The organism is Acinetobacter sp. WU_MDCI_Abxe161, from assembly GCF_025514355.1.
GTDB lineage: Bacteria > Pseudomonadota > Gammaproteobacteria > Pseudomonadales > Moraxellaceae > Acinetobacter > Acinetobacter pittii_E.
In genome coordinates this window covers 116,965-143,387 of the sequence record NZ_JAHPTU010000008.1, presented here as the reverse complement: position 1 = coordinate 143,387, position 26,423 = coordinate 116,965, and the positions used below count along the sequence as shown (strand labels likewise).

The window sequence follows — 26,423 nt, the reverse complement described above, 5'->3', positions numbered from 1 at the left end:
CTTAATTTAAGGTGACAGATTGATCTGTCACTCTGCCTTTTGCGGGTTAAATAGTCGGTCTTTAATAAATAACAATGGAATTACCCCGCAGATAAAATAAGCTGCAGCCATTACTAAAAGCCCTAAGCCAATAGAACCATGTTGTGATAGATAACCAATTGTTAATGGAGAGAAAATTGAAAGTACTTTGCCGATGTTATAAGCACCACCCACTGCCGAACCACGAATGGAAGTTGGGAAGCTTTCAGTCATATAAGTGGCATTAATTGCGTATGGAATACCGTAAAGGAAACCGAAGAACAGCATCATCCATAAAATGTTGGTTGGTGTATTTAAATAAACAATAACTGGAATAAATAAGGCAGTCCCAATGGTTCCGAAGGCGAATACAGCACGGCGTCCTAATTTATCGGCAATAATTCCTGCAATCACTTTGGCGAACATCATAATCAGGAAAGTACCGACCATATACATGGCCATTTCTTTAAACTTGATGCCAAGATCAGACTCTAAGTAAGCCGGTAACCAGTTACTTACGCCGTAATAACCGAACTGCAATGCACCAGTACTAATTATCCAAAGAACAAACATGGTGCCATGTTTCTTATCTCTTAAAATTTCAAGATATGGATTTTGACGTTTTTTAGGCTGGTTACTTTGAGCGACTTCTAACGCTTTTAATTGACGAGATTTTTTCCAAGACTCTGGTTCAGGTACACAAAAGTGCATCAAAATTGACAACACTACAGGAGTAATCGCAATCCAATATAGGAAACGCCAGCCATGTTCAGGAATAATATGTCCTGCTAATAAAGTCGCTAGCAAAGAACCCAAGGTATAACCTGTCATGAGCGTAGCCAGAACAGTTGAGCGATGTTTGGTTGGCACCATTTCAGACATTAAAATATTACAAGCAATATAGAGCGCACCTAAGCCCATCGCTCCAAAGGTTCTTAAAACTGCAAATTGCATATAAGAATCAGCAAAACCCAGTGCACTGGTTAAAACTGAAGAATAAGCAATAAAGAACACAATGATGCGAACTCGCCCAAAACGGTCACACGCCCAGCCACCAATTAGACCACCTATAGCCGATCCAAAAAGCGTTAAGCTACCTAGTGTTCCAGCTTGTACCCCCGTCAAATGAAATTCTGTTTTAAGACTGGTCAGGCTTAATGCCAAAAACCCTAAGTCTGCCCCATCACACAACAATGTTAAAAAAGCGAATATAAATGCGGTAATCCAAATTTTTTTTGGCGTCTGGATAGCTTCACTGCTAGCCGTATTTTGCGTAACTGTTTCTGTTGTCATATCCATATCCTCAGAAGGAACATGAGGCATCCAATGCCTCATGGCATTTGATTTTTTATTAGGCTGTAGCTTCCCTAATCATATTTTTGGCAATAATAATTTGTTGAACTTGTGTGGTTCCTTCATAGAGACGGAACAAACGGACATCGCGATAAAAACGTTCAATGGCATATTCACTGATATAGCCTGCGCCACCGTGAATCTGTACACAGCGGTCAGCAACGCGGCCACACATTTCGGTCGCAAACATTTTTGCGCAAGATGCTTCCGTACTAATGTTTTCACCATTATCACGGCGGCGGGCTGCATCTAAAACCATACATTTAGCCGCATAAATTTCGGCTTTTGAGTCAGCAAGCATGGCTTGAATCAGCTGGAAGTTTGCAATAGGCTGACCAAACTGCTTACGTTCAATCGCATAGTGCAATGCGTCGTTTAGCATACGTTCAGCAACACCCACACTATACGCACCAATGTGCAAGCGACCTTTATCCAGCACTTTCATGGCCGTTTTAAAACCGACACCCTCTACCCCACCAATCAATGCAGAAGCAGGTACACGGCAGTTATCAAAAATTACATCACAGGTGTGTGAGCCTTTTTGTCCCATTTTTTGGTCAATTTTTCCCAATGTAATACCTGGTGTATTGGCCTCAACTAAAAAAGCTGAAATACCGCCTGACCCTTTAATTTCAGGATTGGTTCGCGCCATTACGGTGAAAGTTGCAGCGTGAGGTGCATTGGTAATAAAACGTTTGGTACCGTTTAATACATAAAAATCGCCATCTTTTACGGCACTGGTTTTTAAAGAAGCCGCATCAGAACCAGATTCAGGCTCGGTTAAACAAAATGAACCAATAATTTCGCCACTTGCGTAACGAGGTAAATATTTTTGCTTTTGCTCTTCTGTGCCATCAATCAAAATTGCACTTGAGCCAATCCCGTTATTGGTACCAATTAAAGAACGAAAAGCCGGTGAAGTTTGTCCAAGTTCAAATGCAACTCTGACTTCCTCTTCCATGGTGATACCTAAGCCACCATATTCTTCGGGAATTGTGAGGCCGAATAAACCAAGCTCACGCATTTGCTGCACAATGTCATCCGGAATTTTGTCTTTCTCTACCACTTCGTTTTCACGAGGGATCAATTCATTTTTTACAAAATCTCGAATTGTTGAAAGTAACTGCTCCAACATCCCTTCATCACGGATCATCTGTGATCTCCCTTTTTATGTATTTCCATCGTACCCATCAGCCATCTCCAGCTTGTCTGGATACCATGTTTTAAATCTTGTTTACTGCGAATGTGTTTCATAGTACGAGAACAAAAATACAAATTTCAAGCTTTTTTGAAAATTAATTTCGTTAAACGAAATTTAAAAAAACACCATTACGGAATATCAAATACTTAGCTTATTTAATAAATCCTAATTGCTCTAATGGACTAAATAAGACTTGAAATAAATTCCAAAATAAGCATCATAAAAGGAATATAGTTTTGATATGCGAAACAAGGAATTCAAAAATGAGTGTATTAACAGAGAATAATTTCGTAGAAGTCGACTTTTCTATTCAAAAAATAGCGATTGTAAAAATAAACCGACCTGAAGCAAAAAATGCACTGAATACAGAGGTTCGCAAACAATTAGCACAAGCTTTTACCGAATTAAGTTTTAACGATGAGATCAATGCAGTTGTGCTCACAGGTGGTGAGGAAGTCTTTGCGGCAGGTGCTGATTTAAAAGAAATGGCAACCGCAACTTCAACTGAAATGTTATTAAGACACACTGAACGTTATTGGAATGCGATTGCTCAGTGCCCTAAACCCGTGATTGCTGCTGTAAATGGTTATGCATTAGGGGGTGGCTGCGAACTTGCAATGCACGCTGACATTATTATTGCAGGTAAAGGCGCAACCTTTGGTCAACCGGAAATTAAAGTCGGTTTAATGCCAGGTGCTGGTGGGACACAACGTTTATTCCGTGCGGTTGGTAAATTTCATGCCATGCGCATGATTATGACGGGTGCTATGGTGAAAGCCGAAGAAGCTTATATCATTGGTCTTGTTTCACAAGTCACAGAAGACGACCAAACCATTCCAACCGCGATTCAAATGGCACAGAGCCTCGCAAAAATGCCTCCTATTGCCCTGCAACAAATTAAAGAAGTTGCACTCATGAGCGAAGACGTGCCATTAAATGCAGGCTTAACTCTAGAACGAAAATCATTCCAGTTACTGTTTTCTACCGAAGATAAAAATGAAGGCGTTCAAGCTTTTATTGAAAAACGTAAACCGTCTTATCAAGGTAAATAACTTAAAACGATAATAACAAAGGAATGAAAATGAGTAGAAAAGTATTAATTAGTGCAGGTGGTTCAGGGATTGGACGATGCATTGCTGAAGTCTTTTTAAACAATCATGATGAAGTTTTCGTTTGTGATATTAGTGCTAAAAGCCTAGAACAATTACAACAAGATTATCCTAAGCTGCATATACATACGTGTGATTTGGCTGATCATGAGCAAATTAAACTCATGTTTAATGAAGCAGTTCAGAAACTTGGCGGTATTGATATTTTAGTCAATAACACTGGCATCTCAGGCCCGACTGTTGCCGCAGATGAACTAAGTTTTGATGATTGGAACACGGTGATTAATTTAAACCTGAATAGTACTTTTTTAATTACCCAGTTAGCCATTCCCTATTTAAAAAAAGCACAAGCAGGCGTGATTATTAATATGTCGTCTATTGCCGGCCGCTTAGGTTATCCATACCGATTGGCTTATTCCACTTCAAAATGGGGGCTGATTGGTTTTACCAAAACGCTTTCTATGGAACTCGGTGCAGACAATATTCGAGTTAACGCTATTCTTCCGGGTGCAGTAGATGGTGATCGAGTTCAACGTGTATTACAGGCCCGTGCCGATGTAGCGCATACCTCACTTGAAGAAGTGACTCAAAACGCACTGAAAAATCAGTCGCTCAAATATTTTGTAAATCCAAAGCATATTGCAGATTTATGCCTATTTATAGCCTCAGATAGTGGTCGCTCAATTTCAGGACAAATCTTACCCATTGATGGTGATAAACAATGCTTAAGCTAAATCACCCCACCCTATTTTTCCGTTTAATTTCAAATATAGATTAATTATCAGGATGATCGACATGACTTATGATATTAAAAGCATGGCTGTGATTGGTGTCGGTATTATGGGCAGTGGTATTGCTCAAATTGCGGCGCAGTCAGGTCATACTACTTATTTATATGATGCCAAAGCAGGCGCAGCAGAACAGGCTAAAGAAAAACTAGCTGCCACATTTCAAAAGTTAGTCGACAAAAATAAAATTACATCTGAGCAAGCAGCAGCGGCAAATAACCATTTGATTGTTGCTCAGCAAATTGAGGATTTAAAAAATTGCGACCTTATTGTAGAAGCAATTGTTGAACGCCTCGATATCAAACAAAGTTTGATGCAACAGCTTGAAGATATTGTTTCAGAAAATACCATTTTAGCCTCAAACACTTCTTCTCTTTCTATTACAGCCATTGCTGCAAACTGTAAAAAGCCTGAGCGTGTTGTGGGTTATCACTTTTTTAACCCCGTTCCACTCATGAAAGTGGTCGAAGTCATTCGTGGTCTAAAAACTGACCCACTTATTATTGATGCCTTAAACGATCTGTCTCGTGCATTTGGTCATCGCCCTGTTGTTGCGAAGGACACCCCTGGATTTATTATTAATCACGCTGGTCGAGCTTATGGAACAGAAGCGCTTAAAATTTTAAATGAAAACGTCTGTGATATCAGTGAAATTGACCGAATTTTACGTGACGGCGTTGGTTTTAGAATGGGGCCATTTGAATTACTCGATTTAACAGGCCTTGATGTTTCTCATCCTGTGATGGAGTCGATTTATCATCAGTACTATGAAGAAGCCCGTTACAAACCAAACCCACTTACCAAGCAAATGCTTGATGCAAAGCAACTTGGACGTAAAGTTAATCAAGGTTTTTATAACTATGAAACGGGTTCAAAAACAGGTGAACAACCTGCCAAGTTTGTAGAGCGTTTAACGCAATATCCAAAAGTTTGGATTGCGGCAGATTTCTTAGACGATAAAAAACAGCTTGAAGATTATTTAACTCAGCAAAATATTGCTCTAGACACCAACCCCGAACCTCAAACAGATAGTTTATGTTTACTCGCTTGTTACGGTGAAGACACAACCCAAGCGGCTACCCGCTTAGGGATTAACCCAGAACAAGCCGTTGCTATAGACATGCTTTATGGCATTGCAAAGCACCGCACCTTGATGCCTTCACTCATTACTAAATCTGAATACCGACAAGCCGCTCACTCTATTTTCAATTTAGATGGAAATCTGGTCAGCATGATTAATGAAAGTATTGGCTTTGTTGCTCAGCGTGTTTTAGCGATGGTGATTAATCTAGGCTGTGATATTGCCCAGCAAAATGTTGCCACGGTAGATGACATTAATGCCGCGGTGCGTCTTGGTTTAGGTTATCCGTTTGGACCAATTGAATGGGGCGATCAAGTCGGCAGCGAAAAAATCTTACTCATTCTGAACCGTATAACAGCGCTTACGCATGACCCGCGTTACCGCCCTAGTCCGTGGTTACAGCGTCGTGTCGCACTTCATTTACCTCTTACTTTTACTCACGAGTCTTGAAAAGGAATTTCTCAATGTTAAATGCATATATTTATGATGGTTTACGCAGTCCATTTGGCCGTCATGCAGGTGAACTTGCCTCAATTCGTCCTGATGATTTAGCTGCAACTGTCATTCAAAAGTTGCTTGAAAAAACTGGTGTACCGGGCGCGGATATTGAAGATGTGATTTTAGGCGACACCAACCAAGCGGGTGAAGATAGTCGTAATGTAGCGAGAAATGCCCTGTTACTTGCAGGTTTACCTGTCACTGTACCGGGCCAGACGGTAAACCGCCTATGTGCGAGTGGTTTAGGTGCGGTAATTGATTCAGCACGCGCTATTACTTGTGGTGAAGGTGAGCTCTATATCGCAGGTGGTGTAGAAAGTATGTCTCGCGCACCTTTTGTAATGGGTAAAGCCGAAAGTGCTTATAGCCGTGATGCAAAAATTTATGACACCACCATTGGCTCTCGTTTTCCAAATAAAAAAATTATTGCTCAGTACGGCGGACATTCAATGCCTGAAACGGGTGATAACGTCGCAGCCGACTTTGGTATTAGCCGCGAGCAAGCTGACTTATTTGCAGCCCAATCACAAGCCAAATATCAAAAAGCCAAAGAAGAAGGTTTCTTTGCCGATGAAATTACTCCAATTGAGGTTTTTCAAGGCAAAAAATTGCCACCTAAACTCGTTTCAGAAGATGAACACCCTCGCCCAAGCTCAACTGTTGAAGCACTCACAAAGTTAAAACCTCTATTTGAAGGTGGTGTGGTCACTGCGGGTAATGCCTCAGGGATTAATGACGGTGCAGCAGCACTTTTGATTGGTTCAGAAGCAGCGGGTCAAAAATATGGCCTAAAACCAATGGCAAAAATCTTATCAGCCGCGGCTGCGGGTATTGAACCGCGTATTATGGGTGCTGGCCCTATTGAAGCCATTAAAAAAGCCGTTGCGCGTGCTGGTCTTACTTTAGATGACATGGATATTATTGAAATTAATGAAGCATTTGCTTCACAAGTTTTATCTTGTTTAAAAGGCTTAAATGTTGATTTTAATGACCCACGTGTAAATCCAAACGGTGGCGCGATTGCTGTTGGTCATCCACTTGGTGCATCTGGCGCTCGTCTTAGCTTAACAGTAGCTCGCGAGTTAATTCGCCGTAAAAAGAAATATGCCGTGGTAAGTCTCTGTATTGGTGTAGGTCAAGGTCTTGCGATGGTGATTGAAAACGTTTCATAAACTGCACCAGATATCCATTCATCACAACAGCGCAGTGATGAATGGATTTATTTTGCAGAGCGAAATATAATGGCAAAACTATTGCTTTAATTATATTTGAGGATCGAATGTCTCAAAACACGGAAACTGAAAAACCAATAAATTTTGATGAGATACGTTTAGATCCTATTTCGCATATACATCGGGAAAATAACCCACAATTTATTGCTTCTTTAGCACGCGGTTTAGAACTTTTAAGATGCTTTTCTGCAAATAATCAGGTGCTTGGTAACCAAGAATTAGCAAAAATGACAGGTTTACCGAAACCGACCATTGCACGTATTACCAATACCCTTGTGTCATTAGGTTATTTAAAACAATTGCCTAATTCGACCAAATACACACTAGATATTGGTGTCTTATCTTTAGGATACGCAGCATTATCTAACATCTCGATTCGCAATATTGCTCATCAATATATGGAAGAGATGAGTCAGTATGTTCAAGCACCTGTAGCGATGGCAACGCGTGACCGCTTAAATATGGTGTATATCGATGTTGTGCAAATTGAAACTGCATTAAATATGCGCCGTCCAATTGGTTCGACTTTACCACTGCATAGCAGTTCTATGGGACGAGCATGCTTGGCTGCGACTCCTGAACGTGAGCGCAACTTTCTACTCGATGCGTTGAAACAAAAGAATCCCGAAAACTGGCCAGCTATAAAACGTTCTTTAGAACGAGCTTTCCGTGATTACCAAGATTATGGATATTGTTTGTCTTTAGGCGAGTGGCATAAAGAAGTGAACTCGGTGGCTGTACCTTTAGTCAGCTCCAAACATGGTCTTTATGTTTTTAACTGTGGTGCGCCAAGTTTTCATTTAAATCCCGAAAAACTTGAAGGTGAAATTGGACCACGTTTAATCCATATGGTGCACAATATTCAAGATGCTTTGAATGAAACGCACTGACAACCGTACTTAGAAAAGTAATGGTTGTGATGGTTAAAGTTCCTCTTTCATTATGACTAAGGCATGATGAAAAACGCACTCTATACCCCAACCATTATTTTAATGGCGATTGCCGCAGGCATTTGTACAGGCGGAAATTATTTTAGTCAGCCACTTATTCATTCAATTAGTGTAAGCCTAGATTTAACCGAAACAACTACAGCGTGGGTGCCAACTCTAGCCCAAATCACCTACGCATGTGGCTTACTCTTTTTAATGCCGTTGGGCGACATAATAGAAAAACGCAAGCTGCTATTTATCTTTATGTTATTGGCTTCAAGTGGATTAATTATTAGCGGTTTTTCACACAATATTTATCTTTTACTGCTTGGTACTGTGATTACAGGCCTATTTTCCAGTTCAGCTCAATTGTTATTACCCCTTGCTGCAAGTCTGGTTCCGATTCAACAAAGCGGTCGTGTGGTTGGCTTTTTACTGAGCGGACTGATGATGGGGGTTTTACTCGCCCGTTCCCTTTCAGGGCTGATGTCTACGCTTTTTGCATGGAATATTATTTATCTGGTCAGTGGTTTTCTATTACTTGTTATTGCCTTTATTTTGCATCGTAATATTGGGTTATTTCCACCGACTAAATCTGAAAACTATGCAAAAACCATCCGCTCGCTTCCGCAGATTTTTATTCAAAATCGACGTTTAAGGACTAGAACTTATATTGGTGGTTTTACATTTGCTTGTGTGAGTTTAACCTTTACCACCATGTCGTTGCTTCTGGCTCCAGCACCCTATTTTTTTAGTGACTTTACCATTGGGCTTTTTAGTTTTGTTGGTGTGTTAGGAACGTTCGTTGCCAATTTCTCAGGCAAATTTATTGACCAAGGCTATATCCACAAAATTTCAATTTATTGCGGCATTGGGCTTATTTTAAGTTGGATTCTTTTTTCACTTTTAGCCTACCATTTCGCCTTTTATATTATTGCTTTACTCATTCTCTACTCTTCACTTTCTGCTGTTCATGTCACCAACCAAAGTATCGTATTTAAACTTAATCAAGAATTACGCTCACGGTTTAATGCGATTTATATGACAGGTTACTTTGCTGGCGGCGCATTAGGCACAACAGCGGGAAGCTATGCTTGGAAACACTACGGATGGATGGGTGTCTGTATTTTAGGCTTAATTTTTGCCGTACTATGCCTTTATTATTGTGTGAGTGATGCAAAAAATCAGCACTATTAAAACTTGTGCTGATCTTATATAAATTAGACTAATAATGAGTTATAGAAGCTAGGATAAATCTATAAAAGTCCTAATAAGCGTCCGCGAATAATATCTTCTGCATCTTTGACAATTCGACTAACCAATTCATCGCATGTCGGAATATCATGAATCAAGCTTGCGACCAAACCGCATGACCATGCACCTGCATTAACATCACCATCAATCATGACTTTTGGATAAACACCAGCAACTTCTTCAATAATATCTTCAAATTTAATGTTATCGCCGAGTGCTTTTTCTTTTGCCACGATTTTTTCTACAGCAGCATTATTCATGACACGTTCAGTATTACGTAACGCACGCATAATTAAACGTGTATCTCGCTCGGTTGCATTTAAAATCGCCTGTTTCACATTTGCATGTACGGGAGCTTCCTGAGTCGCAATAAAGCGCGTTCCCATATTAATTCCATCTGCTCCCATCGCTAAAACAGCGGCGAGTGAGCGTCCATCTGCCATTCCACCTGAAGCAACAAACGGGATTTCTAATGCATCGGCAGCTAAAGGCAATAAAATCATATTGGGCACGTCATCTTCACCAGAATGCCCACCACACTCGAAACCATCTACAGAAACTGCATCGCACCCAATTTGCTGAGCTTTTAAGCTATGTCGAACCGAAGTACATTTGTGTATTACTTTAATACCAGCAGCCTTTAAATAAGGCATGACCTGTTCGGGATTACGCCCCGCTGTTTCCACAATCTTTACACCACCTTTAATAATTGCTTCTACAAAACCCGGATAATCAGGGGTATTCACCGTAGGCAAAAAGGTTAAATTTACCCCAAAAGGCTTATCGGTCATTTCTCGGCAACGTGCAATTTCTTTTGCCAGATTTTCAGGAGTGCGTTGAGTCAGGCCAGTGATAATGCCTAAACCGCCCGCGTTTGAAACCGCAGCAGCCAGCTCTGCAAAACCCACATAATGCATACCGCCTTGAATAATTGGGTGCTCGATTTCAAATAATTCTGTAATTTTGGTCTTCATATTATTTCCACTCAATGTTTTATAGCTAGCTTCTCACTTCCTTAGCAGAGCTAGATGCTTATTTACGCATAAATCCTGTCTTCATTTAAAGTAATTTAAGGTAAAAATTTCACAATACAAAATTTTATACCACAATATAAAACAAAATAATTGATAACGGAATTATTTTCCGATAGCATCATTTTAATCAGTTTAAATTTTAGACGAAAAGTTATTTAAAGGAATGAATAATGCAGCAGGACAATAGAACTCAAAACATGCTTAAAACAGGCTCAATTCAACAGTTTTTTGATAAAAATATACTAACGCTCACCATGAGTAATCCCACTAAAAAGAATGCGATTAATTACGAAATGTATGCGGCCCTAAGTCAGGCATTAGATGAGGCTGCAACCAATCAAGACGTTCATGTGATTGTGCTTACTGGTGAAGGTTCTTCGTTTACCAGCGGCAATGATGTCAACGCATTCGAAACACGCGATACAACCAGTTCCGAACCGCCTTCTTCTATTGTTTTCTTAAAAAGCTTGGCAACCTTTCCAAAACCAATTATTGCCAAAGTAAATGGTGTGGCCATTGGCATCGGCAGCACCATGCTTCTACATTGCGACCTTGTGTATGCAAGCCAAAACTCTATTTTCCAATTCCCATTTGTAAACTTGGGACTAGTACCTGAAGCAGGTTCAAGTTATATCTTGCCAAGATTATTGGGCTTTGCTCGTGCTTCAGAAATTATTTTACTCGGTGAAAAGTTTTCGGCAGATCAAGCAAAGAATTATGGCTTATTGAATGAAATATTTGAGGCAACTGAGTTGGATCAAGTCGTTGAAGATGTAGCAACTAAACTGGCTCACAAACCAAGTCAAGCCTTACAGCTCAGTAAAAAGTTACTAAGAGATATGCCAATTGATGATCTACTCAATCGTATTGATCATGAGTCGACTATTTTCTCGCATTGTTTGCAAGGTTCCGAGTTTAAAGAAGCATTAAATGCTTTCAAAGAAAAAAGAAAACCGAACTTTCACAAGCAAACAGCTTAAAGTTCGCCTACTAAAAAGCCAGCTTTGATTTTCAAAGCTGGCTTTTATAAGTAAATCAGATTGGTTTAGCTAATTTCGGTGCGAATATTATTCACCATATGTAAAAGACGTGGTGCAATATCTTCTTCAAGCTTTTCACGGTTCATAATAAAACTTGGACCGCCACAGTTAAATACTAGTAAACCATGTTGTTCATGAATGAGTGGAACCGCAACCGAATTGACATCTTTATGCCATTCACCGATCGAAAAACAATATCCAAAATCTTGGTAGTCTTTAAAAGCCTTGTCTAGATCACGGTTAATTTTGATCCAGTCTTCTTTATGTTTGCTACGAATGGCATCTAGCAGAAACTCTCGTTCATCTTCAGGCATTGCAGCTAAACAGGCCCGTCCCATCGAACTTAAATGAATCGGTAAATAGGTTCCAACTTGACGGCGCATGGTCATATTGCCTTTACCTTGTACTACATCAAGGTAAATCATATTCAGTCGATCGCGTGTTGCCATGGCTACAGCAGCGCCCGCATAGTCTGCCAAATTTTTCATATATGGATGAGCAATAGAGCGAATTGACACGTTAGATAGCATGGAATAACCAAACGCAAGAACCCCTACTGAAAGCTGGAATTTACTTGAATTGGGTACTTGTTTGATATAGCCCAAACGAGACAAGGTATGTGTAAGGCGAGTAATGGTTGGTTTTGGCAAACCTGTCATCTGAGCAAGCTCTTGGTTGCCCAAATGCTGATGCTTAGGCGTAAAACAACGTAATAGCTCTAAACCACGTGCTAATGCAGTAATAAATTGGCGATCATTTTCATCCTGCATGTCTTCAATCGGATGTAATAATTCATGCCTTAACGGCGCTAATAATTTTTCTGTCGGTTCTGCATCTACTGCATCATTCATTGTCATACCAATCCATATTTTGTTTCGCACTGCGAAAATTATAATCTATTTTTTCTATAAATAGCAAAAGAGCAAACATCCTAGTCTGCGTTTAAAAAATAACTTCATTTAACTCGTTAAAGCAAAAGGTTAAATATTTTATTTTCTGATTTTAAATATAATTTTAACCCCTCGCTTTATGCCACTTATCCAATTACGCCCTTTTCTTTCAACTCAGCTAGTTTTTCTGAAGAAACCACTCGACCTAAAATCGCCTGAGTATGTTCTCCTAACAACGGAGGTGCTGTTTTGTACTCAACAGGTGTTCTAGAGAGTTTGATTGGTGACCCAATGACCTTCAATTTTTCACGTTGAGGATGATTCATTTCGACCAGCATTTCTCGGGCTATCACTTGCGGCTCTTGGAAAGCTTGTTCCAAGTTATTAATCACACCTACCGGAACTTTAGCAGCGTAGATCGCATCTACCCATTCATCTGCCGTTTTAGTTAAAAAGTGTTTTGATAAAATCCCGATGATTTCCTCACGGTGTTTGATTCGATCTGCATTTCGGGCAAAACGTGCATCATTTGGTAAATCGGGTAACCCAATACTTCGACAAAGCTGAATAAACTGAGTGTCATTTCCACACGCGATAATAAAATCACGATCAGAAGCTTTAAATACCTGATAAGGCACAATATTGGCATGTGCATTGCCATAACGCTTCGGGATATTACCCGATGAAAGATAGTTCATTCCCTGATTTGCCATTGTGGCAATTTGAACATCAAGCAAAGCCATATCAATGTATTGACCTAAACCCGTTACATGGCGGTTGAGTAAAGCAGCTTGTATGGCAATCGTAGAATAAAGACCTGTGGCTAAATCGGAAAATGCGACCCCTACTTTTTGTGGCCCCCCACCCGGCAAATCATCACGTTCACCCGTAACTGACATGAGTCCGCCCATGCCTTGAATAATAAAGTCATAACCGGGTTCTTCTGCTCTTGGGCCAGTTTGACCAAAGCCTGTAATCGAGCAATACACCAGTTTAGGGTTAATGGCAGATAAAGACTCATAGTCCAAACCGTACTTTTTCAAAGAACCCGCTTTGTAGTTTTCAATCACGACATCGGTGTCTTGAATGAGGGCTTTAATTAGCTCTTGTCCATCAGGACTGGCAATATCGATAGCAACCGATAACTTATTGCGGTTAGTGGACTGGTAATAAGCAGCTTCTTGAGTGTCTTGGCCTGAGTCATTTTTCATCCAAGGTGGCCCCCAAGAACGAGTATCGTCACCAACTTTCGGTCTTTCAATCTTGATTACTTCTGCGCCCAAATCGGCGAGAATCTGCCCACACCAAGGTCCAGCCAATACCCGACTTAAGTCGAGCACCCGAATTCCATTTAAAGCACCCATCTTCATCCCACTATATTTTGTGACTCATTTCCTATTGGAAAATTTATCCATTTAAAATTTCGCATAGCGATATATATTTTTAATATACACAGCTCATTTTAAAAATCAAACTTTAATTTTCCACTAAAAATAATGATTTTTCATAGAAAAATATAGCTTAAATAAATCAATAAATTAGGCAAACATAAAACAACAACAAAGTATCGCATTGCGAAATTAATTTTCAAAATATATTGTTTTACGTTCATCCTTTGATTACTATCGCTTCAAATATTGATGATTTTACGAACATCACATTGATTTTTTTTGCATGTAGTAAAAGGACGAGACTATGATTCGAGATCAGGAAACCTTAGATCAACTTGTTGATATGATTCGACAATTTGTTGAAGGTGTATTAATTCCTCATGAGAATGAAGTCGCTGAAACGGATGAAATCCCTCAACACATCGTTGAACAAATGAAAGCGCTGGGCTTATTTGGTTTAACCATTCCTGAAGAGTACGAAGGTCTTGGCCTAACAATGGAAGAAGAGGTCTATGTCGCTTTTGAATTAGGTCGTACCTCTCCTGCTTTTCGCTCTCTGATTGGAACCAATAATGGTATTGGTTCAAGTGGCCTGATTATTGACGGGACGGAAGCACAAAAATCATTTTTCTTGCCACGTTTAGCGCGTGGCGAAGTGATCAGTTCTTTTTGTTTAACCGAACCAGACGCAGGCTCGGACGCAGCCTCTTTAAAAACCAGTGCAGTAAAAAATGGCGATTTTTATGTGTTAAACGGCACTAAACGCTTTATTACCAATGCACCCCATGCTGGCGTATTTACAGTCATGGCACGTACAAATTCTGATATTAAAGGTGCTGGTGGTATTTCTGCGTTTATTGTTGATAGCCAAACCCCAGGCATTTCACTTGGTAAACGCGATAAAAAAATGGGTCAAAAAGGTGCCCATACCTGTGATGTGATTTTTGAAAATTGTCGTATTCCTGCCTCAGCACTCATTGGTGGCGTGGAAGGTGTTGGTTTTAAAACGGCCATGAAAGTGCTCGATAAAGGCCGTTTGCATATTGCTGCTTTAAGTGTTGGCGCAGCCACCAGAATGCTAGACGACTCTTTAAATTACGCCATCGAACGCAAGCAGTTTGGACAACCTATTGCCGAATTTCAACTCATTCAAGCCATGCTTGCCGACTCAAAAGCCGAAATTTATGCCGCTAAATGTATGGTCTTAGACGCTGCACGCCTACGCGATGCCGGACATAACGTTAGCACTGAAGCTTCATGCGCAAAAATGTTTGCAACCGAAATGTGTGGTCGTGTCGCCGATCGCTGTGTACAGATTCACGGCGGTGCAGGTTACATCAGTGAATATGCAATTGAACGTTTTTATCGAGATGTTCGTTTGTTCCGTCTCTATGAAGGGACCACTCAAATTCAACAAGTGATTATTGCCCGAAACATGATTCGCGCTGCGTCTTAATCAAATTTTAAGCACTTTAAAACGACTTGAAGTACTTTCAATCAAATGTAGGTAATGGATTATGGCTACAAATTACAAAGAAGGTCTTTCTCGTATACAACCTCATACGTGGAAAATAGCTTTTATTTTTGCATTTCTGGCACTGTTGGTAGATGGTGCAGATTTGATGCTGCTATCTTATAGCTTAAATAGTATTAAGGCAGATTTTGGATTAAGTTCAGTACAGGCAGGTATGCTTGGCAGTTTTACATTAGCAGGTATGGCTGTTGGTGGCATTTTTGGGGGATGGGCATGCGATAAATTTGGTCGTGTGCGCATTGTGGTTATTTCTATTTTAATTTTCTCGCTCCTCACCTGTGGCTTAGGTTTTACTCAAAGCTTTCTGCAGTTTGGTATTTTAAGATTTTTTGCGTCACTGGGTTTAGGTTCACTCTATATCGCCTGTAATACTCTCATGGCCGAATATGTACCAACACGTTACCGCACAACAGTCCTTGGAACATTACAAGCTGGCTGGACTGTTGGATATATTGTTGCGACTTTACTTGCAGGTTGGATTATTCCTGATCATGGCTGGCGTATGCTGTTTTATGTTGCCATTATTCCCGTCGTTATTGCTGTTCTCATGCATATTCTGGTACCCGAACCAGAAGCATGGCAAAAGTCTCGACTACAACAACCTGTTTTGGCGCAAAACGCTCCGAAGTCTTCAGCATTTAAGCTTATTTTCCAAGATAAACGAAACCGTAATATGTTTATCTTATGGGCATTAACTGCGGGCTTCCTACAGTTTGGCTACTATGGTGTAAATAACTGGATGCCGTCATATCTAGAAAGTGAACTGGGTATGAAGTTCAAAGAAATGACGGCTTATATGGTAGGTACATATACCGCCATGATTTTAGGTAAGGTCCTTGCAGGCATGATGGCTGATAAATTAGGACGTCGCTTTACCTATGCATTCGGTGCAATCGGTACTGCTATTTTCTTACCGCTAATTGTTTTTTATAACTCGCCAAGCAACATTCTCTATTTACTCATTACCTTCGGCTTCCTCTATGGCATCCCTTATGGCGTAAATGCAACCTATATGACCGAAAGTTTTGCGACAGCTATTCGCGGTACAGCCATTGGCGGCGCGTATAATGTTGGACGTTTAGGCGCAGCCTTAGCTCCTGCAACTATCGGCCTCTTAGCATCCGGCGGATCTATTGGTCTAGGTTTTGTCGTGATGGGTGCAGCTTACCTAATTTGTGGTGTGATCCCTGCTCTATTCATTAAAGAAAAAATATACGACCCACAAAAGTCGTAAAGAGATTCATTACATATATCTATATGTGGTGATGGAACTAACTATTGGAGCATATGTTTAGATAGTTAGAGAAAAATAGGAGTTTAATCCGCAAGGTTGCTCCTTATTTCCACGTATGTAGAGTTTATTACTCTTCATTTTAATTTTTTAGGTAAGCTTAGCTCCCAAGGGAGCTAAGCTTAAAAATATATTGATCTAAACTATATTTAAGGTCGTTCACCCTGTCCTAAACGGCGTTCAATATCATCTAAAACATTTGGCAAGTCTGCGACACTATCAATCACATAGTGAGCACCTGACGCATTCATTTTTCGATAGGCCTTATCTTTTAGAACAATTTGTTCATCAGCTGATAATGCACTCCACTCTTCATAACTTAAACCGACCTCATTGCCGCTAATCGCAAGTCCTACGGTCCAGCATCCCGCATTTAAACCTTCATCAATACCCACCACGGTATCATCCACTTTTACAACAGTTTTGATGTCTGATACATCAAGTTGAATTAAGTTTTTCCATAACATTTCAGGATACGGACGACCAAATTTCACATCACTGGCAGTAACAATACAGTCCGGTCGATAGCCCTGATCGGCAGCATCTTTAACCAATCGCCCAATCATCATTGATGCATAGCCTGTGTTACTGCCAATTTTTGCACCGCGACCTTTAATATTTTCAAAAGTCGCCAATGCACCCGGAATTAAAGCAGAACATGTGGGAATCGATTTTAATTGGTAAGGAATAAAGTCTTTATATAAACGGTCAATATCTGCCTCTGTTGCAGGCTGCCCATATACCTCCTGCCATGCTGCTGCTACGCGCGGCATTTTTAAAACGGCAGCAATATGATCGCGTTTTTCCAAACCCATTGGCGCACGAGCTTCTTCAACCGTAATTTCAACTTTATTGTCTTTAAATAAAGCCATAAAAGCCAAGATGGGTGCGCGTGAGCCAAAATCTACTGTTGTGCCAGCCCAGTCAAAAACAACAGCCTGAATTTGTGTATTGTTCGTCTTCATGATGTATTACCTTCAATGCTAATGATTTAATAAAAATTATGCTGGTACAACTTGGTTTAAGTGGCTTTCGCAGTAACTCGCAATTGCAGCAAGAAGCCCTTCAATGTCATGAACATAAACTTCGCCAATATTGCCAATACGGAAACAGTTAAGATCGGTGACTTTGCCCGGATAAATCACATAGCCTGATTTTTTCAAGGTTTCGTAAAAGGTCTGAAAGCTAAATGTTTCATCTGTCGGGTAAAGGAATGTGGTGATAATTGGTGATTGGGGTGCTTGATTGCCTAATACCAATTCAAAACCAAGCTGTTGCATACCTTGCGATAATGTTTGCTGGTTTTGTAAATATCGTTGATAACGTGCAGCTACTCCACCCTCTGCCTCAAGCTCAAGCAAGGCTTGATAAAATGCACGTACTACATGGGTTGGCGAGGTAAAGCGCCATTTACCGTTATGCTGTTCCATGGTATTCCACTGGTCATATAAATCGAGGCTGACCGAACGTGCCAAACCTTTACACGCTTCTAGGCAATCACGTTTCGCCAAAATAAAACCAAAGCCCGGCACACCTTGAATACATTTATTCGCACTTGAAATCAGAAAATCAATTTCAAGCTCCGTGATATCCATTGGCACACCGCCAAATGAACTCATCGCATCTACAATCCAGATTTTTCCTGCTGCTTTAACTAAACGGCCAATATCTTGAATCGGATTTAAAATTCCTGTGGTGGTTTCACAGTGCACACAAGCAACATGGCTAATGGTTTTATCTTGTAAAACGCGCTCAATCTCTTGTAAATCTGGTGTTTGAGTTTCTAAATAGTTCAGCTCTATCACTTCAATATTTAAGCAACGCGCCATTTGCACCATACGTGCACCATAAGCGCCATTATTAATGATCAAGATTTTGCCATCACGCGGAATAGCGGAACCAAGCACAGACTCCACCGCAAAACTTCCACTGCCTTGCATTAACACAGCCCTATATTTTTCAGGTTGACTGGTTGCTAAGTTGACCAGTCGATAGCGGATATCTTGTACAAGCGAATTATATTCTTGGTCCCAAGTACACCAGTCTTTTTGCATGGCACGGCGGACCGTTGCAGAAGTTGATAATGGACCTGGTGTCAAAAGCAGATATTTGTTTTCTAAATCCATATCGAGTTGTGTTTGCATGTTCATAAGATTACTCGTTTCGTTCACGTTAATTTCAATATACACCAATCTGGTTTAAACCAGATGACAAACTAGTAAATATTTTGTTCTAATATTTCTTTCATAAATCCAGCCCCTGTGGTCATGCCTTTGCCAGCAATCCCACTCACCAGAAAAATGTTCTTTTCAGCTTCAGTGACACAGGCCAGCTCATGTTCATGGGTGAGGTAATAACCATTCCAACGCTTTTGAATCGGAGGTAAGGTCAGCCCCAGTTTTTCGTGGCAGTAGGCTTGAATAAATTGATTAATGTCTTCGCGTTGCTCAAATTGAGGCGCTTCATCAAGCGGATGGTATTCGTGACTATCACCTATGATGAGTTCACCAAATTCGTTTTGTTTAATCAGAATATGAATCCCAAATTCTTTAACAAACCCTCGTTGTGACGCTTTAACCAGCTCTGCATGACTAGGGCAAATTTCAAAGGCTGGATAGCGCGAAATCGACAAACCTGAATAAAGAGAAGCGTTTAATTTTTGTTGAAATGGTTGAGTCAGGGCCATTTGTAAGCCACAACGTTTCAGGTTCAAGCTTTGTAAAAGATCTGGATATAAAACATCAATCACTTCACCGTGACAGATCAAAACTTTATTTGCCCGATAAATCTCGCCATTTGTCAGATGAACTTGACACTTTTCCTGCTGGTATTTGGTTTGTACTACACAAGCATTGGTATAAATCTCTACACCTTTACTTTGTGCATATGCCAACAGTCGCTGTCCAATCACATGCGGTTCGACCGAATAATCTTCTTCAAAAACCAAACCGCCTTGAAACTGCTGCTCGGGGTTTAAATAGGAAAATTGGGTGACAAGTTCCTCATGGCTAAGCAAATGAACCGGAATCTGGTACTTGCCTGCACGCTCGGCAAACTCATTTAAAACCTGCCATTCAAGTGCCGTATTGGCGAGATAAATACCTTGTCTTTGAGCAAATGAAATATCAGTTTCAGCTTGAATACGCTGATAAAAAGAACGCGTTTCAAGGGCATACTTTCGCCACAATTGCTCAGGGTGCGTTAATGTCGATGTTCCGACCATGCCAAAATTACGGCGAGTTGCCCCCACTGGTTGAGCATTTTTCTCGAAGATACAAACTTTTAAGCCTTGTTCCTGCGCTTGTATGGCAGCGGACAAACCTAAAATACCGGCTCCGACAACAATTAAATCAAATTGTACGTTATTCATAAGACTTCCAATTTGCGAAATTTAGGATGAACAAACCCTAGCCTTGTTGAACAAAGCATTTCGTTTCAGTCGATTAAATAAAAATTGTGTTTAGCTAAGACTTAATGAGAGCTTTCACGCCATTGCTGACTTCTTGCCATGATTTTTCGGGTAAATAACCAATGAATGAGTTTTACAACACAGGAGGTCGTCAAAATTAAAATACTCATCGCAACAGCAGCTACCGTGTCTCCTGCATCGTCCATATTTAACACAGCAACCGCAGCTAAACTGGTATCTGGTGAATAAAGGAAAATCGCAGCCGATACGGTGGTCATGGCATTCACAAAAACATAGACCGATACATCGCATAGTGCTGGGAAACACATAGGCAAATACACTTTCCAAAAGGTTTTCCACTTCGATGTACCTAGCGTTTCTGCTGCCTGATCGAGCTGAAGCGGAATCTGTTTAATGGCATTGGTTAACGTGAGATGTGGCACAGTGTAGTAATGCATGATGGTTGAAATCACCAAAATGGTCATGGTTCCATACAGCACATTTAAAGGATTACTTTGTTGGTTAAAAAACAAAATATAAGCAATACCTAAAACCAGCCCCGGCACCGCAAGAGGTAATAGAACCAAAGCTTGTACATAATTTTTAATAAGTGGATGTGCCTTAAAACGTTCAGTTAATAGGGCTACCATAAAAATCAGTGCTGTACCAAAAACTGTACTAAAGAGTGCCATTCGAACTGAGTTAAAGTAAGCAGCCCAACCACCACCATCGACATATTCAAAACTGTAGTGTCGCAAGGTCAAAGACAAATCATAAGGCCAAGACTGGATAAATGACGCCAGCACCGCCGTAAAGATAATCAGTAAAATCGCACCTGAAACCACGCCACAAAATAAGCTCAGAACGACTTCAAGTTTTTTATTCTGTGCAGAGACATAAGGTTTAGCCTGAAAAGCTTGAAAACGTGCATGGCGCTTGCTTTGTATTCGATCGAAAATGAATACAAAAACTGCTGGTAGCAATAACAAGATGGAAATGACCGCGCCCATGCTCATATTGTGCTGTCCAATAATCTGTTTATAGACATCAAGCGCCATCATGTTAAATGAACCGCCAATGACTTTTGGAATCCCAAAATCTGTTAGTACATAAATAAAAGCCACCAGACTTGCGCTAATTAAGCCATAACGAATTGCAGGTAAAGTCACATGATAATGCGTCTTCCAGATATTTTTACCCAGCGACAAAGAGGCTTCAATTAAACGCTGATCGACACTTCTAAAAGAGACCATCATTAACATCAAAATGGCTGGAAATAGCCAAAAGCAATAACTGATTAAAATACCGATTGGGCCATAAATCTGTACATCACCTAATAAAGGCTTGAATACACCTTGCTTGCCAAACAAATAAACCAATGCCAACGAAGGCAAAAGTGACGGCGCCAAAATCGGTAAAAAAGCCACCAATTTAAAGAAGCCTTTGCCTTTAATATTGACATTGGTCAGTGCAAACGCATAAATACTGGCAAGAAACACTGTAATGACAGTAGCAGTACAAGCTATCCAAACAGAGTTAAATACAGAACTGAGTAAAGCTGGACTGCCAAAATAATTATAAAAGTTCTCAAGACCGACAAAGTTTTGGTTTTCGTTAAAAAATGCGGTTTCAAACAGCATCATTAAAGGTGCAATAATCGCTAAAGTTAAAGCAATTGCCACAACAAACAAAGCAATGTTCGATCTTAATGAATATTCAGTTTTTCGACGCGGCTGTGTTTTTAAAACCGCTGAAGCAGTTTCATTTAACATAGTGCGTACCCTTGTTCGTCAAAGACATGAATGAGCTGATTAGGCACTTTTATAAACATGAGTTCTTGCAAAGATTTGAACTTGGTATTTTCAATTTCAATTTGCAAAAGATGTTTTGCCTGCTCAATTCCATCAATATGAATAGCGCAAAACAAACGGCGTTTTGCACCTAAAAATTCAGTGCTTAATACTTTAATTGGCAGATACAGTGATTCTTTATCACTACCGAAATCATCAACCAACTCGACTGCTTCGGGTCTAAAACCAATGCTGTAGTTTTGCCCAGTTTTTAGCTTTTGCTGTTCTAGATTTAGAGGGATAAAACCTAAAACATCGAGCTGATTCTGTATTGCACAAGTAGCTTTTAAAAAATTCATGGTGCCAATAAACTTGGCAACGAATTGGGTTTGTGGCTTGTAATAAATATTGTGCGGCGTATCGATTTGCTCAATCACGCCATGATTCATCACCACAACACGGTCAGAAATGCTTAATGCTTCTTCTTGGTCGTGCGTCACCATAATGGTTGGCAAATTAAGCTGCGATTGAATTGAGCGAATCTTTTGTCTTAGGTTCAAACGTACCTGAGCATCAAGTGCTGAAAGCGGTTCATCTAGCAATAAAATATCTGGATTCGGTGCAATTGCCCGAGCGAGCGCAACACGCTGCTGCTGCCCGCCCGATAATTGGTTTGGATATTTTTTTGCAATATCAGGTAACTCAATCAGCTCTAATAACTGCTGAACCCGTTGATTACGCTGTGCTTTATCCCACTTTTTTTTGTCCAAGCCAAAAGCAATATTTTCTTCAACGTTTAAGTTTGGAAATAATGCATAGTTTTGAAACACAATGCCACAGTGACGCTTTTCAGCACTTAACAACGTAATGTCTGTACCCTTTTTTATGACTTTTCCATAATCAGGTTTTTCTAGACCTGCAATTATGCGTAACAATGTGGTTTTACCGCATCCTGAAGGCCCTAAAAAGCTGACGAACTCGCCAGCTTTCAGGTCTAAATTAATATGTGTTAGAGCCTGAAAGTGTTGGAACTTTTTTTGAATATCCCCCACTTCTAAAACTGAGGGGCCATGTTCAGGATATTTATAGGTCGTTAAGGTCGACAATAAATGCCCTGCTAATTCGCCCTTTGGGTTTTGACCTAGCAGCGATGATTGCAATGACGAAGGTATTTGCATAATGAGGCCCTTATTCAAAAGATCACTTTTCAAAACGCTTTGACCATTCAGCCAAAATACGTTCACGCTGTTCGGCCGCCCAATAAAAATCATTTTTTACAAGCAGTTGAGGAAGTTTTTTCGGGAAACTCATGGTGGTATTTTCAATACCTTTATAAGCGACCATTGAAAAGTTATGTGCATAAGCTTCATTTGCCGCTTTGCTTACCGACCAATTAATAAATTTTTGTGCGCTACTTAATTTCTTGGTTCCTTTCACAATTGCTGAAGCTTCCATTTCCCAGCCTAAACCTTCAGTTGGATAAACAACTTCTAAAGGTGCCCCTTCAGCTTTTAATTTAAATGCTGGATAACCGAAAGAAATACCAATTGGAATTTCGCCTTGTGCGGCCATTTTGCAAGGTTTTGAACCAGAGTGAGGATATTGTGAAATGTTTTTATCTAAAGCCTGCATATAACCCCACGCCTGCTTTTCACCCCAGATCTGCATCCAAGCCGTGACATCCAAATACCCTGTGCCACTCGAAGCTGGATTTGGCATCACAATCAGGTTTTTATAAATCGGGTTGGTTAAATCTTTCCAAGTTTTTGGAATCGGTAACTTACGTTTTTCTAATTCGACTTTATTGACACAAATCGCAGATTCCCATGCATCCATACCCGTCCAAGTTGGTACAGGTTTTTGACTTACAAATTCGGGTTTTAAATTTTGGACGCCTTCAGGCTTAAAAGGCTCAAGCATGTCTTTCTTTTCCATGACCAGCAAACTGGTTAAAGCCACACCAAAAATCACATCCGCTTGTGGATTTTTCTGCTCTGCCAAAAGTTTCGCGGTGATTACACCTGTTGAATCACGTACCCATTTTACTTTTAGCTCTGGATAAGCTTTGTGTAATTCTTCTTGGTATTGTTTAAGCTGGTCGGCTTCCACTGCCGTATAGACGGTAATTTCTTCTGAGTTTTTTGATGTTGCTGATGAACATCCCATTTGAAAAGCGACCACCACACCTAAAACTGATGCAGTGCCAAGTTTAATTGTCTGTTGAACATACTGTTTCATCTGCAAACCATCGAATGCAATTATTTGATGATCGTATTTCAACAGGTTTATATGACAGTTTGATTAATCTGGTTTAAACCAGATTGTATTTTTATGCTCGTGCTTCGAAATGTAAATCTAGAACATCATGTAGCCAATATTCTTGGTCAACATCGGTAATCACGCCCTTTTCATTTCTGTTACTACGGCAAATATATAAACCGAGTGCACCGACATTGACATGAAGCGCTTTGGCCTGTTGTTCCGATAAAGCTGTTGGATAGAGGTTAATGTCGGCTCTGGTGATATGGCAGTTATATTCATTTGCCATCAGTAAAGTAATGGATTGCTTGAGATCATGAGTTAAAAACTCAGGAAAAAGCTCTGCATTCACACGTAAATGTTCAACCAACACAGGACGTCCATTAATACAGCGACGACGCCAAACTGAATAAATCGGATGCCCTTTTTCAACTTTTAAATGCTTGGCATCCCAAGAAGTGGCCTGAGTCAGTTCACTGGAAATCACTTCTGTAGAAGGTTCATAGCCTTGTTCAATCACAAACTGGTTAAAGTTTTTCGTCGATTGAGGGTGATAAATAATACGAGGAGAACGAACATACCAACCACGGCGGTCTAATCGATAAATCAGACCATCAGTTTCCAAAGCCAGTAAAGCTTCACGTGCAGCCACTCGTGTGGTTTGGAATTGTTCCGAAAGTACTCTTTCTGATGGGAGTTTTGCGTGGGCTTCTAATACGCCAGATTCAATATCGTGGGCAATTGCATCGCGAATAGGAATATATTTAGGTATGCGTGCTTGGTCCTGTTCCATACAAACTTAGAATTTATAAATAAAGAAATTAATAGCAATATACTGAAAAAATATGACAAAAGCTTTTATTAATGCTGATCTTTTAAGCAAAGCGCACCGCATCTCAGACTTTTTCCAACTAAATTTTCCCATAGAAAAAGGGCATCTATGTGCCCTTTTATCTTTTTTAATTGTTAACTCGCATGTTTAAAACTATCAATTTGCTTAATCTCATAAGGCAAACCGACATAGTTTTCGGCTAATGTAGTTTTACCCGCAATCGAACCCAGTACATAACTTAGCTCTGCTTGCTTAATCTTATGATCAAACTCACTTTCAGTTTCAAAACGATGCAATAAATGAGTCATCCACCAAGAAAAACGTTCAGCTTTCCAAACACGTTGTAAGCATTTTTCAGAGTATTCATTTATACCTTGTTCTGAACCCTCCACATAATATTCAACAAGTGCACTTGATAAATAAGCAATATCAGAGGCAGCGAGATTTAGACCTTTTGCCCCTGTCGGTGGAACAATATGCGCAGCATCGCCTGCTAAAAATAGTTTTCCGAAACGCATTGGCTCGGTCACAAAGCTACGTAACGGCGCGATACTTTTTTCAATAGAAGGCCCCGTCACTAGCTTTTCACGGCTTTCAGGGTCTAGGCGGTTTTTTAACTCATCCCAAAATTTTTCATCGGACCAGTCTTCGACGTGATCTGTTAAAGGCACTTGTAAATAATAGCGGCTGCGCGTTTCTGAACGCATACTGCATAAAGCAAAGCCACGTTCAGACTGTACGTAAATGAGTTCATCGGCTACAGGTGGAACATCGGCCAATACGCCTAACCAGCCAAACGGATAAACTTTTTCAAAGGTTTTAATTTTATCTTCGGGCACGCTGGCGCGGCAGACACCATGGTAGCCATCACAACCAGCAATAAAGTCACACTCAATTTGAAAAGGTTTACCTTGGTACTCAAACTCAACTTTTGGAGCAGTGTAGAAATCTTTAACTTGTACATTTTGAGCTTCATAAAATGAAGTGAGCTGTGCTGCTTCACGGGCAGTCATTAAATCTTTAGTCACTTCGGTCTGACCATATACAGTCACTTGTTTTCCACCCGTGAGTGCTGCTAAATCAACCCGATGCAATTCACCGTTGGTTAAAATTTCAATGCCCGAATGCGGTAATCCTTTGTCTTTTAGGTTTTGGTCAACGCCTGCTTGTTTCAGTAAGTCGACCGAAACTTGTTCTAAAATTCCTGCACGAATCCGTGAAGCCACATATTCAGCACTACGTTGCTCAACAATAATATGATCGATGCCAGCTTTATATAGAAGTTGCCCAAGCAATAACCCTGCTGGTCCAGATCCAATAATTGCAACCTGTGTCTTTAAAATATCCATAACTTCATCCTTGTTTCATCCTGACTTTTAAATTACTGGCTTTAAGTTTTGTTCACTATGTATCCAAGACGAAAATAACCGTTTATCATTTAGTTTGTCCGGATAGCGGACAGAAACAACCAAAATAACAGGAATGAATGG

At 40.2% G+C, this 26,423-nt stretch carries 22 protein-coding genes; 9 read left to right on the top strand and 13 right to left on the bottom strand.

Translation table 11 applies throughout. The features are described 5' to 3' along the window. Positions 1-27: 27 nt before the first annotated feature. A complete protein-coding gene (locus tag KTI78_RS11085) occupies positions 28-1,311 on the bottom strand; it encodes an MFS transporter (RefSeq protein WP_212749811.1) in 1,284 nt (427 codons plus the stop codon). Positions 1,312-1,369: 58 nt separating this feature from the next. Further along, positions 1,370-2,524: an acyl-CoA dehydrogenase family protein gene (locus KTI78_RS11080; RefSeq protein ID WP_004793088.1), complete on the bottom strand. Its 1,155-nt coding sequence runs from the start codon at positions 2,522-2,524 to the stop codon at positions 1,370-1,372. A 311-nt stretch (positions 2,525-2,835) separates the two neighbouring features. Here KTI78_RS11080 and KTI78_RS11075 point away from each other — a divergent pair, with 311 nt between their 5' ends. The 6 genes from KTI78_RS11075 to KTI78_RS11050 all read left to right on the top strand — a co-directional run bounded on the left by KTI78_RS11075 (position 2,836) and on the right by KTI78_RS11050 (position 9,406). Beyond that, the gene (locus tag KTI78_RS11075) at positions 2,836-3,624 is read left to right on the top strand and encodes an enoyl-CoA hydratase (RefSeq protein ID WP_262446128.1); all 789 of its coding nucleotides are present in this window, start codon (positions 2,836-2,838) and stop codon (positions 3,622-3,624) included. A 29-nt stretch (positions 3,625-3,653) separates the two neighbouring features. Then, positions 3,654-4,415 (top strand): SDR family oxidoreductase, encoded by a 762-nt coding sequence (locus KTI78_RS11070; protein ID WP_262446127.1) that lies wholly within the window; start codon positions 3,654-3,656, stop codon positions 4,413-4,415. Positions 4,416-4,476: 61 nt separating this feature from the next. Continuing rightward, on the top strand, positions 4,477-6,000 hold the full coding sequence (locus KTI78_RS11065; RefSeq protein ID WP_262446126.1) for a 3-hydroxyacyl-CoA dehydrogenase: 1,524 nt from the start codon (positions 4,477-4,479) through the stop codon (positions 5,998-6,000). 14 nt (positions 6,001-6,014) lie between these two features. Then, the gene (locus KTI78_RS11060; RefSeq protein WP_005069941.1) at positions 6,015-7,220 is read left to right on the top strand and encodes a 3-oxoadipyl-CoA thiolase; all 1,206 of its coding nucleotides are present in this window, start codon (positions 6,015-6,017) and stop codon (positions 7,218-7,220) included. A 107-nt stretch (positions 7,221-7,327) separates the two neighbouring features. After that, on the top strand, positions 7,328-8,170 hold the full coding sequence (locus tag KTI78_RS11055; RefSeq protein WP_000081482.1) for an IclR family transcriptional regulator: 843 nt from the start codon (positions 7,328-7,330) through the stop codon (positions 8,168-8,170). Positions 8,171-8,233: 63 nt separating this feature from the next. Then, positions 8,234-9,406 (top strand): MFS transporter, encoded by a 1,173-nt coding sequence (locus KTI78_RS11050; RefSeq protein WP_262446125.1) that lies wholly within the window; start codon positions 8,234-8,236, stop codon positions 9,404-9,406. A 59-nt stretch (positions 9,407-9,465) separates the two neighbouring features. Here KTI78_RS11050 and KTI78_RS11045 read toward each other — a convergent pair whose 3' ends face one another. Beyond that, entirely contained in the window at positions 9,466-10,437 is a 972-nt protein-coding gene (locus tag KTI78_RS11045) for an NAD(P)H-dependent flavin oxidoreductase (RefSeq protein ID WP_262446124.1), read from the bottom strand. Between the two features lie 230 nt (positions 10,438-10,667). Between KTI78_RS11045 and KTI78_RS11040 the strand changes: the two genes are divergently transcribed. Further along, the gene (locus tag KTI78_RS11040) at positions 10,668-11,477 is read left to right on the top strand and encodes an enoyl-CoA hydratase (protein WP_262446123.1); all 810 of its coding nucleotides are present in this window, start codon (positions 10,668-10,670) and stop codon (positions 11,475-11,477) included. Positions 11,478-11,542: 65 nt separating this feature from the next. Here the strand turns inward: KTI78_RS11040 and KTI78_RS11035 are convergent, their stop codons facing one another. Both KTI78_RS11035 and KTI78_RS11030 read right to left on the bottom strand, forming a co-directional pair. Continuing rightward, the gene (locus KTI78_RS11035; RefSeq protein WP_013198245.1) at positions 11,543-12,388 is read right to left on the bottom strand and encodes an IclR family transcriptional regulator; all 846 of its coding nucleotides are present in this window, start codon (positions 12,386-12,388) and stop codon (positions 11,543-11,545) included. 185 nt (positions 12,389-12,573) lie between these two features. Continuing rightward, complete coding sequence (locus KTI78_RS11030) at positions 12,574-13,791, bottom strand: CaiB/BaiF CoA transferase family protein (protein ID WP_262446122.1); 1,218 nt, start codon at positions 13,789-13,791, stop codon at positions 12,574-12,576. 331 nt (positions 13,792-14,122) lie between these two features. Here KTI78_RS11030 and KTI78_RS11025 point away from each other — a divergent pair, with 331 nt between their 5' ends. Beyond that, positions 14,123-15,274, top strand: coding sequence for an acyl-CoA dehydrogenase family protein (locus tag KTI78_RS11025; protein ID WP_262446121.1), 1,152 nt, complete (start codon positions 14,123-14,125; stop codon positions 15,272-15,274). Between the two features lie 61 nt (positions 15,275-15,335). Beyond that, entirely contained in the window at positions 15,336-16,586 is a 1,251-nt protein-coding gene (locus KTI78_RS11020; protein ID WP_262446120.1) for an MFS transporter, read from the top strand. Positions 16,587-16,792: 206 nt separating this feature from the next. Here the strand turns inward: KTI78_RS11020 and phnX are convergent, their stop codons facing one another. The 8 genes from phnX to pobA form a co-directional block, all read right to left on the bottom strand. Beyond that, positions 16,793-17,608, bottom strand: a complete 816-nt coding sequence (gene phnX / locus KTI78_RS11015; protein WP_016144908.1) for a phosphonoacetaldehyde hydrolase — start codon at positions 17,606-17,608, stop codon at positions 16,793-16,795. A 36-nt stretch (positions 17,609-17,644) separates the two neighbouring features. After that, positions 17,645-18,832, bottom strand: a complete 1,188-nt coding sequence (phnW, locus tag KTI78_RS11010) for a 2-aminoethylphosphonate--pyruvate transaminase (protein ID WP_262446156.1) — start codon at positions 18,830-18,832, stop codon at positions 17,645-17,647. Positions 18,833-18,858: 26 nt separating this feature from the next. After that, on the bottom strand, positions 18,859-20,013 hold the full coding sequence (locus tag KTI78_RS11005; RefSeq protein ID WP_262446118.1) for a TIGR03364 family FAD-dependent oxidoreductase: 1,155 nt from the start codon (positions 20,011-20,013) through the stop codon (positions 18,859-18,861). A gap of 101 nt (positions 20,014-20,114) precedes the next feature. Then, complete coding sequence (locus KTI78_RS11000; protein ID WP_262446117.1) at positions 20,115-21,824, bottom strand: putative 2-aminoethylphosphonate ABC transporter permease subunit; 1,710 nt, start codon at positions 21,822-21,824, stop codon at positions 20,115-20,117. Continuing rightward, positions 21,818-23,020, bottom strand: a complete 1,203-nt coding sequence (locus tag KTI78_RS10995; RefSeq protein ID WP_262446115.1) for an ABC transporter ATP-binding protein — start codon at positions 23,018-23,020, stop codon at positions 21,818-21,820. Before KTI78_RS10995 ends, KTI78_RS11000 begins: the two co-directional genes overlap by 7 nt. A 22-nt stretch (positions 23,021-23,042) precedes the next feature. Further along, positions 23,043-24,080 (bottom strand): putative 2-aminoethylphosphonate ABC transporter substrate-binding protein, encoded by a 1,038-nt coding sequence (locus KTI78_RS10990; RefSeq protein ID WP_262446114.1) that lies wholly within the window; start codon positions 24,078-24,080, stop codon positions 23,043-23,045. Between the two features lie 91 nt (positions 24,081-24,171). Next, a complete protein-coding gene (locus KTI78_RS10985) occupies positions 24,172-24,894 on the bottom strand; it encodes a UTRA domain-containing protein (protein WP_262446113.1) in 723 nt (240 codons plus the stop codon). 173 nt (positions 24,895-25,067) lie between these two features. Beyond that, entirely contained in the window at positions 25,068-26,282 is a 1,215-nt protein-coding gene (gene pobA / locus KTI78_RS10980) for a 4-hydroxybenzoate 3-monooxygenase (protein ID WP_262446112.1), read from the bottom strand. Positions 26,283-26,423 lie beyond the last annotated feature (141 nt).

What these genes read in the sequence shown, in the direction of transcription:
- KTI78_RS11085 (WP_212749811.1), bottom strand. Translation starts at nt 1,311, where the DNA reads ATGACAACAGAAACAGTTACGCAAAATACGGCTAGCAGTGAAGCTATC.
- KTI78_RS11080 (WP_004793088.1), bottom strand. Translation starts at nt 2,524, where the DNA reads ATGATCCGTGATGAAGGGATGTTGGAGCAGTTACTTTCAACAATTCGA.
- KTI78_RS11075 (WP_262446128.1), top strand. Translation starts at nt 2,836, where the DNA reads ATGAGTGTATTAACAGAGAATAATTTCGTAGAAGTCGACTTTTCTATT.
- KTI78_RS11070 (WP_262446127.1), top strand. Translation starts at nt 3,654, where the DNA reads ATGAGTAGAAAAGTATTAATTAGTGCAGGTGGTTCAGGGATTGGACGA.
- KTI78_RS11065 (WP_262446126.1), top strand. Translation starts at nt 4,477, where the DNA reads ATGACTTATGATATTAAAAGCATGGCTGTGATTGGTGTCGGTATTATG.
- KTI78_RS11060 (WP_005069941.1), top strand. Translation starts at nt 6,015, where the DNA reads ATGTTAAATGCATATATTTATGATGGTTTACGCAGTCCATTTGGCCGT.
- KTI78_RS11055 (WP_000081482.1), top strand. Translation starts at nt 7,328, where the DNA reads ATGTCTCAAAACACGGAAACTGAAAAACCAATAAATTTTGATGAGATA.
- KTI78_RS11050 (WP_262446125.1), top strand. Translation starts at nt 8,234, where the DNA reads ATGATGAAAAACGCACTCTATACCCCAACCATTATTTTAATGGCGATT.
- KTI78_RS11045 (WP_262446124.1), bottom strand. Translation starts at nt 10,437, where the DNA reads ATGAAGACCAAAATTACAGAATTATTTGAAATCGAGCACCCAATTATT.
- KTI78_RS11040 (WP_262446123.1), top strand. Translation starts at nt 10,668, where the DNA reads ATGCAGCAGGACAATAGAACTCAAAACATGCTTAAAACAGGCTCAATT.
- KTI78_RS11035 (WP_013198245.1), bottom strand. Translation starts at nt 12,388, where the DNA reads ATGAATGATGCAGTAGATGCAGAACCGACAGAAAAATTATTAGCGCCG.
- KTI78_RS11030 (WP_262446122.1), bottom strand. Translation starts at nt 13,791, where the DNA reads ATGGGTGCTTTAAATGGAATTCGGGTGCTCGACTTAAGTCGGGTATTG.
- KTI78_RS11025 (WP_262446121.1), top strand. Translation starts at nt 14,123, where the DNA reads ATGATTCGAGATCAGGAAACCTTAGATCAACTTGTTGATATGATTCGA.
- KTI78_RS11020 (WP_262446120.1), top strand. Translation starts at nt 15,336, where the DNA reads ATGGCTACAAATTACAAAGAAGGTCTTTCTCGTATACAACCTCATACG.
- phnX (WP_016144908.1), bottom strand. Translation starts at nt 17,608, where the DNA reads ATGAAGACGAACAATACACAAATTCAGGCTGTTGTTTTTGACTGGGCT.
- KTI78_RS11005 (WP_262446118.1), bottom strand. Translation starts at nt 20,013, where the DNA reads ATGAATAACGTACAATTTGATTTAATTGTTGTCGGAGCCGGTATTTTA.
- KTI78_RS11000 (WP_262446117.1), bottom strand. Translation starts at nt 21,824, where the DNA reads ATGTTAAATGAAACTGCTTCAGCGGTTTTAAAAACACAGCCGCGTCGA.
- KTI78_RS10995 (WP_262446115.1), bottom strand. Translation starts at nt 23,020, where the DNA reads ATGCAAATACCTTCGTCATTGCAATCATCGCTGCTAGGTCAAAACCCA.
- KTI78_RS10990 (WP_262446114.1), bottom strand. Translation starts at nt 24,080, where the DNA reads ATGAAACAGTATGTTCAACAGACAATTAAACTTGGCACTGCATCAGTT.
- KTI78_RS10985 (WP_262446113.1), bottom strand. Translation starts at nt 24,894, where the DNA reads ATGGAACAGGACCAAGCACGCATACCTAAATATATTCCTATTCGCGAT.
- pobA (WP_262446112.1), bottom strand. Translation starts at nt 26,282, where the DNA reads ATGGATATTTTAAAGACACAGGTTGCAATTATTGGATCTGGACCAGCA.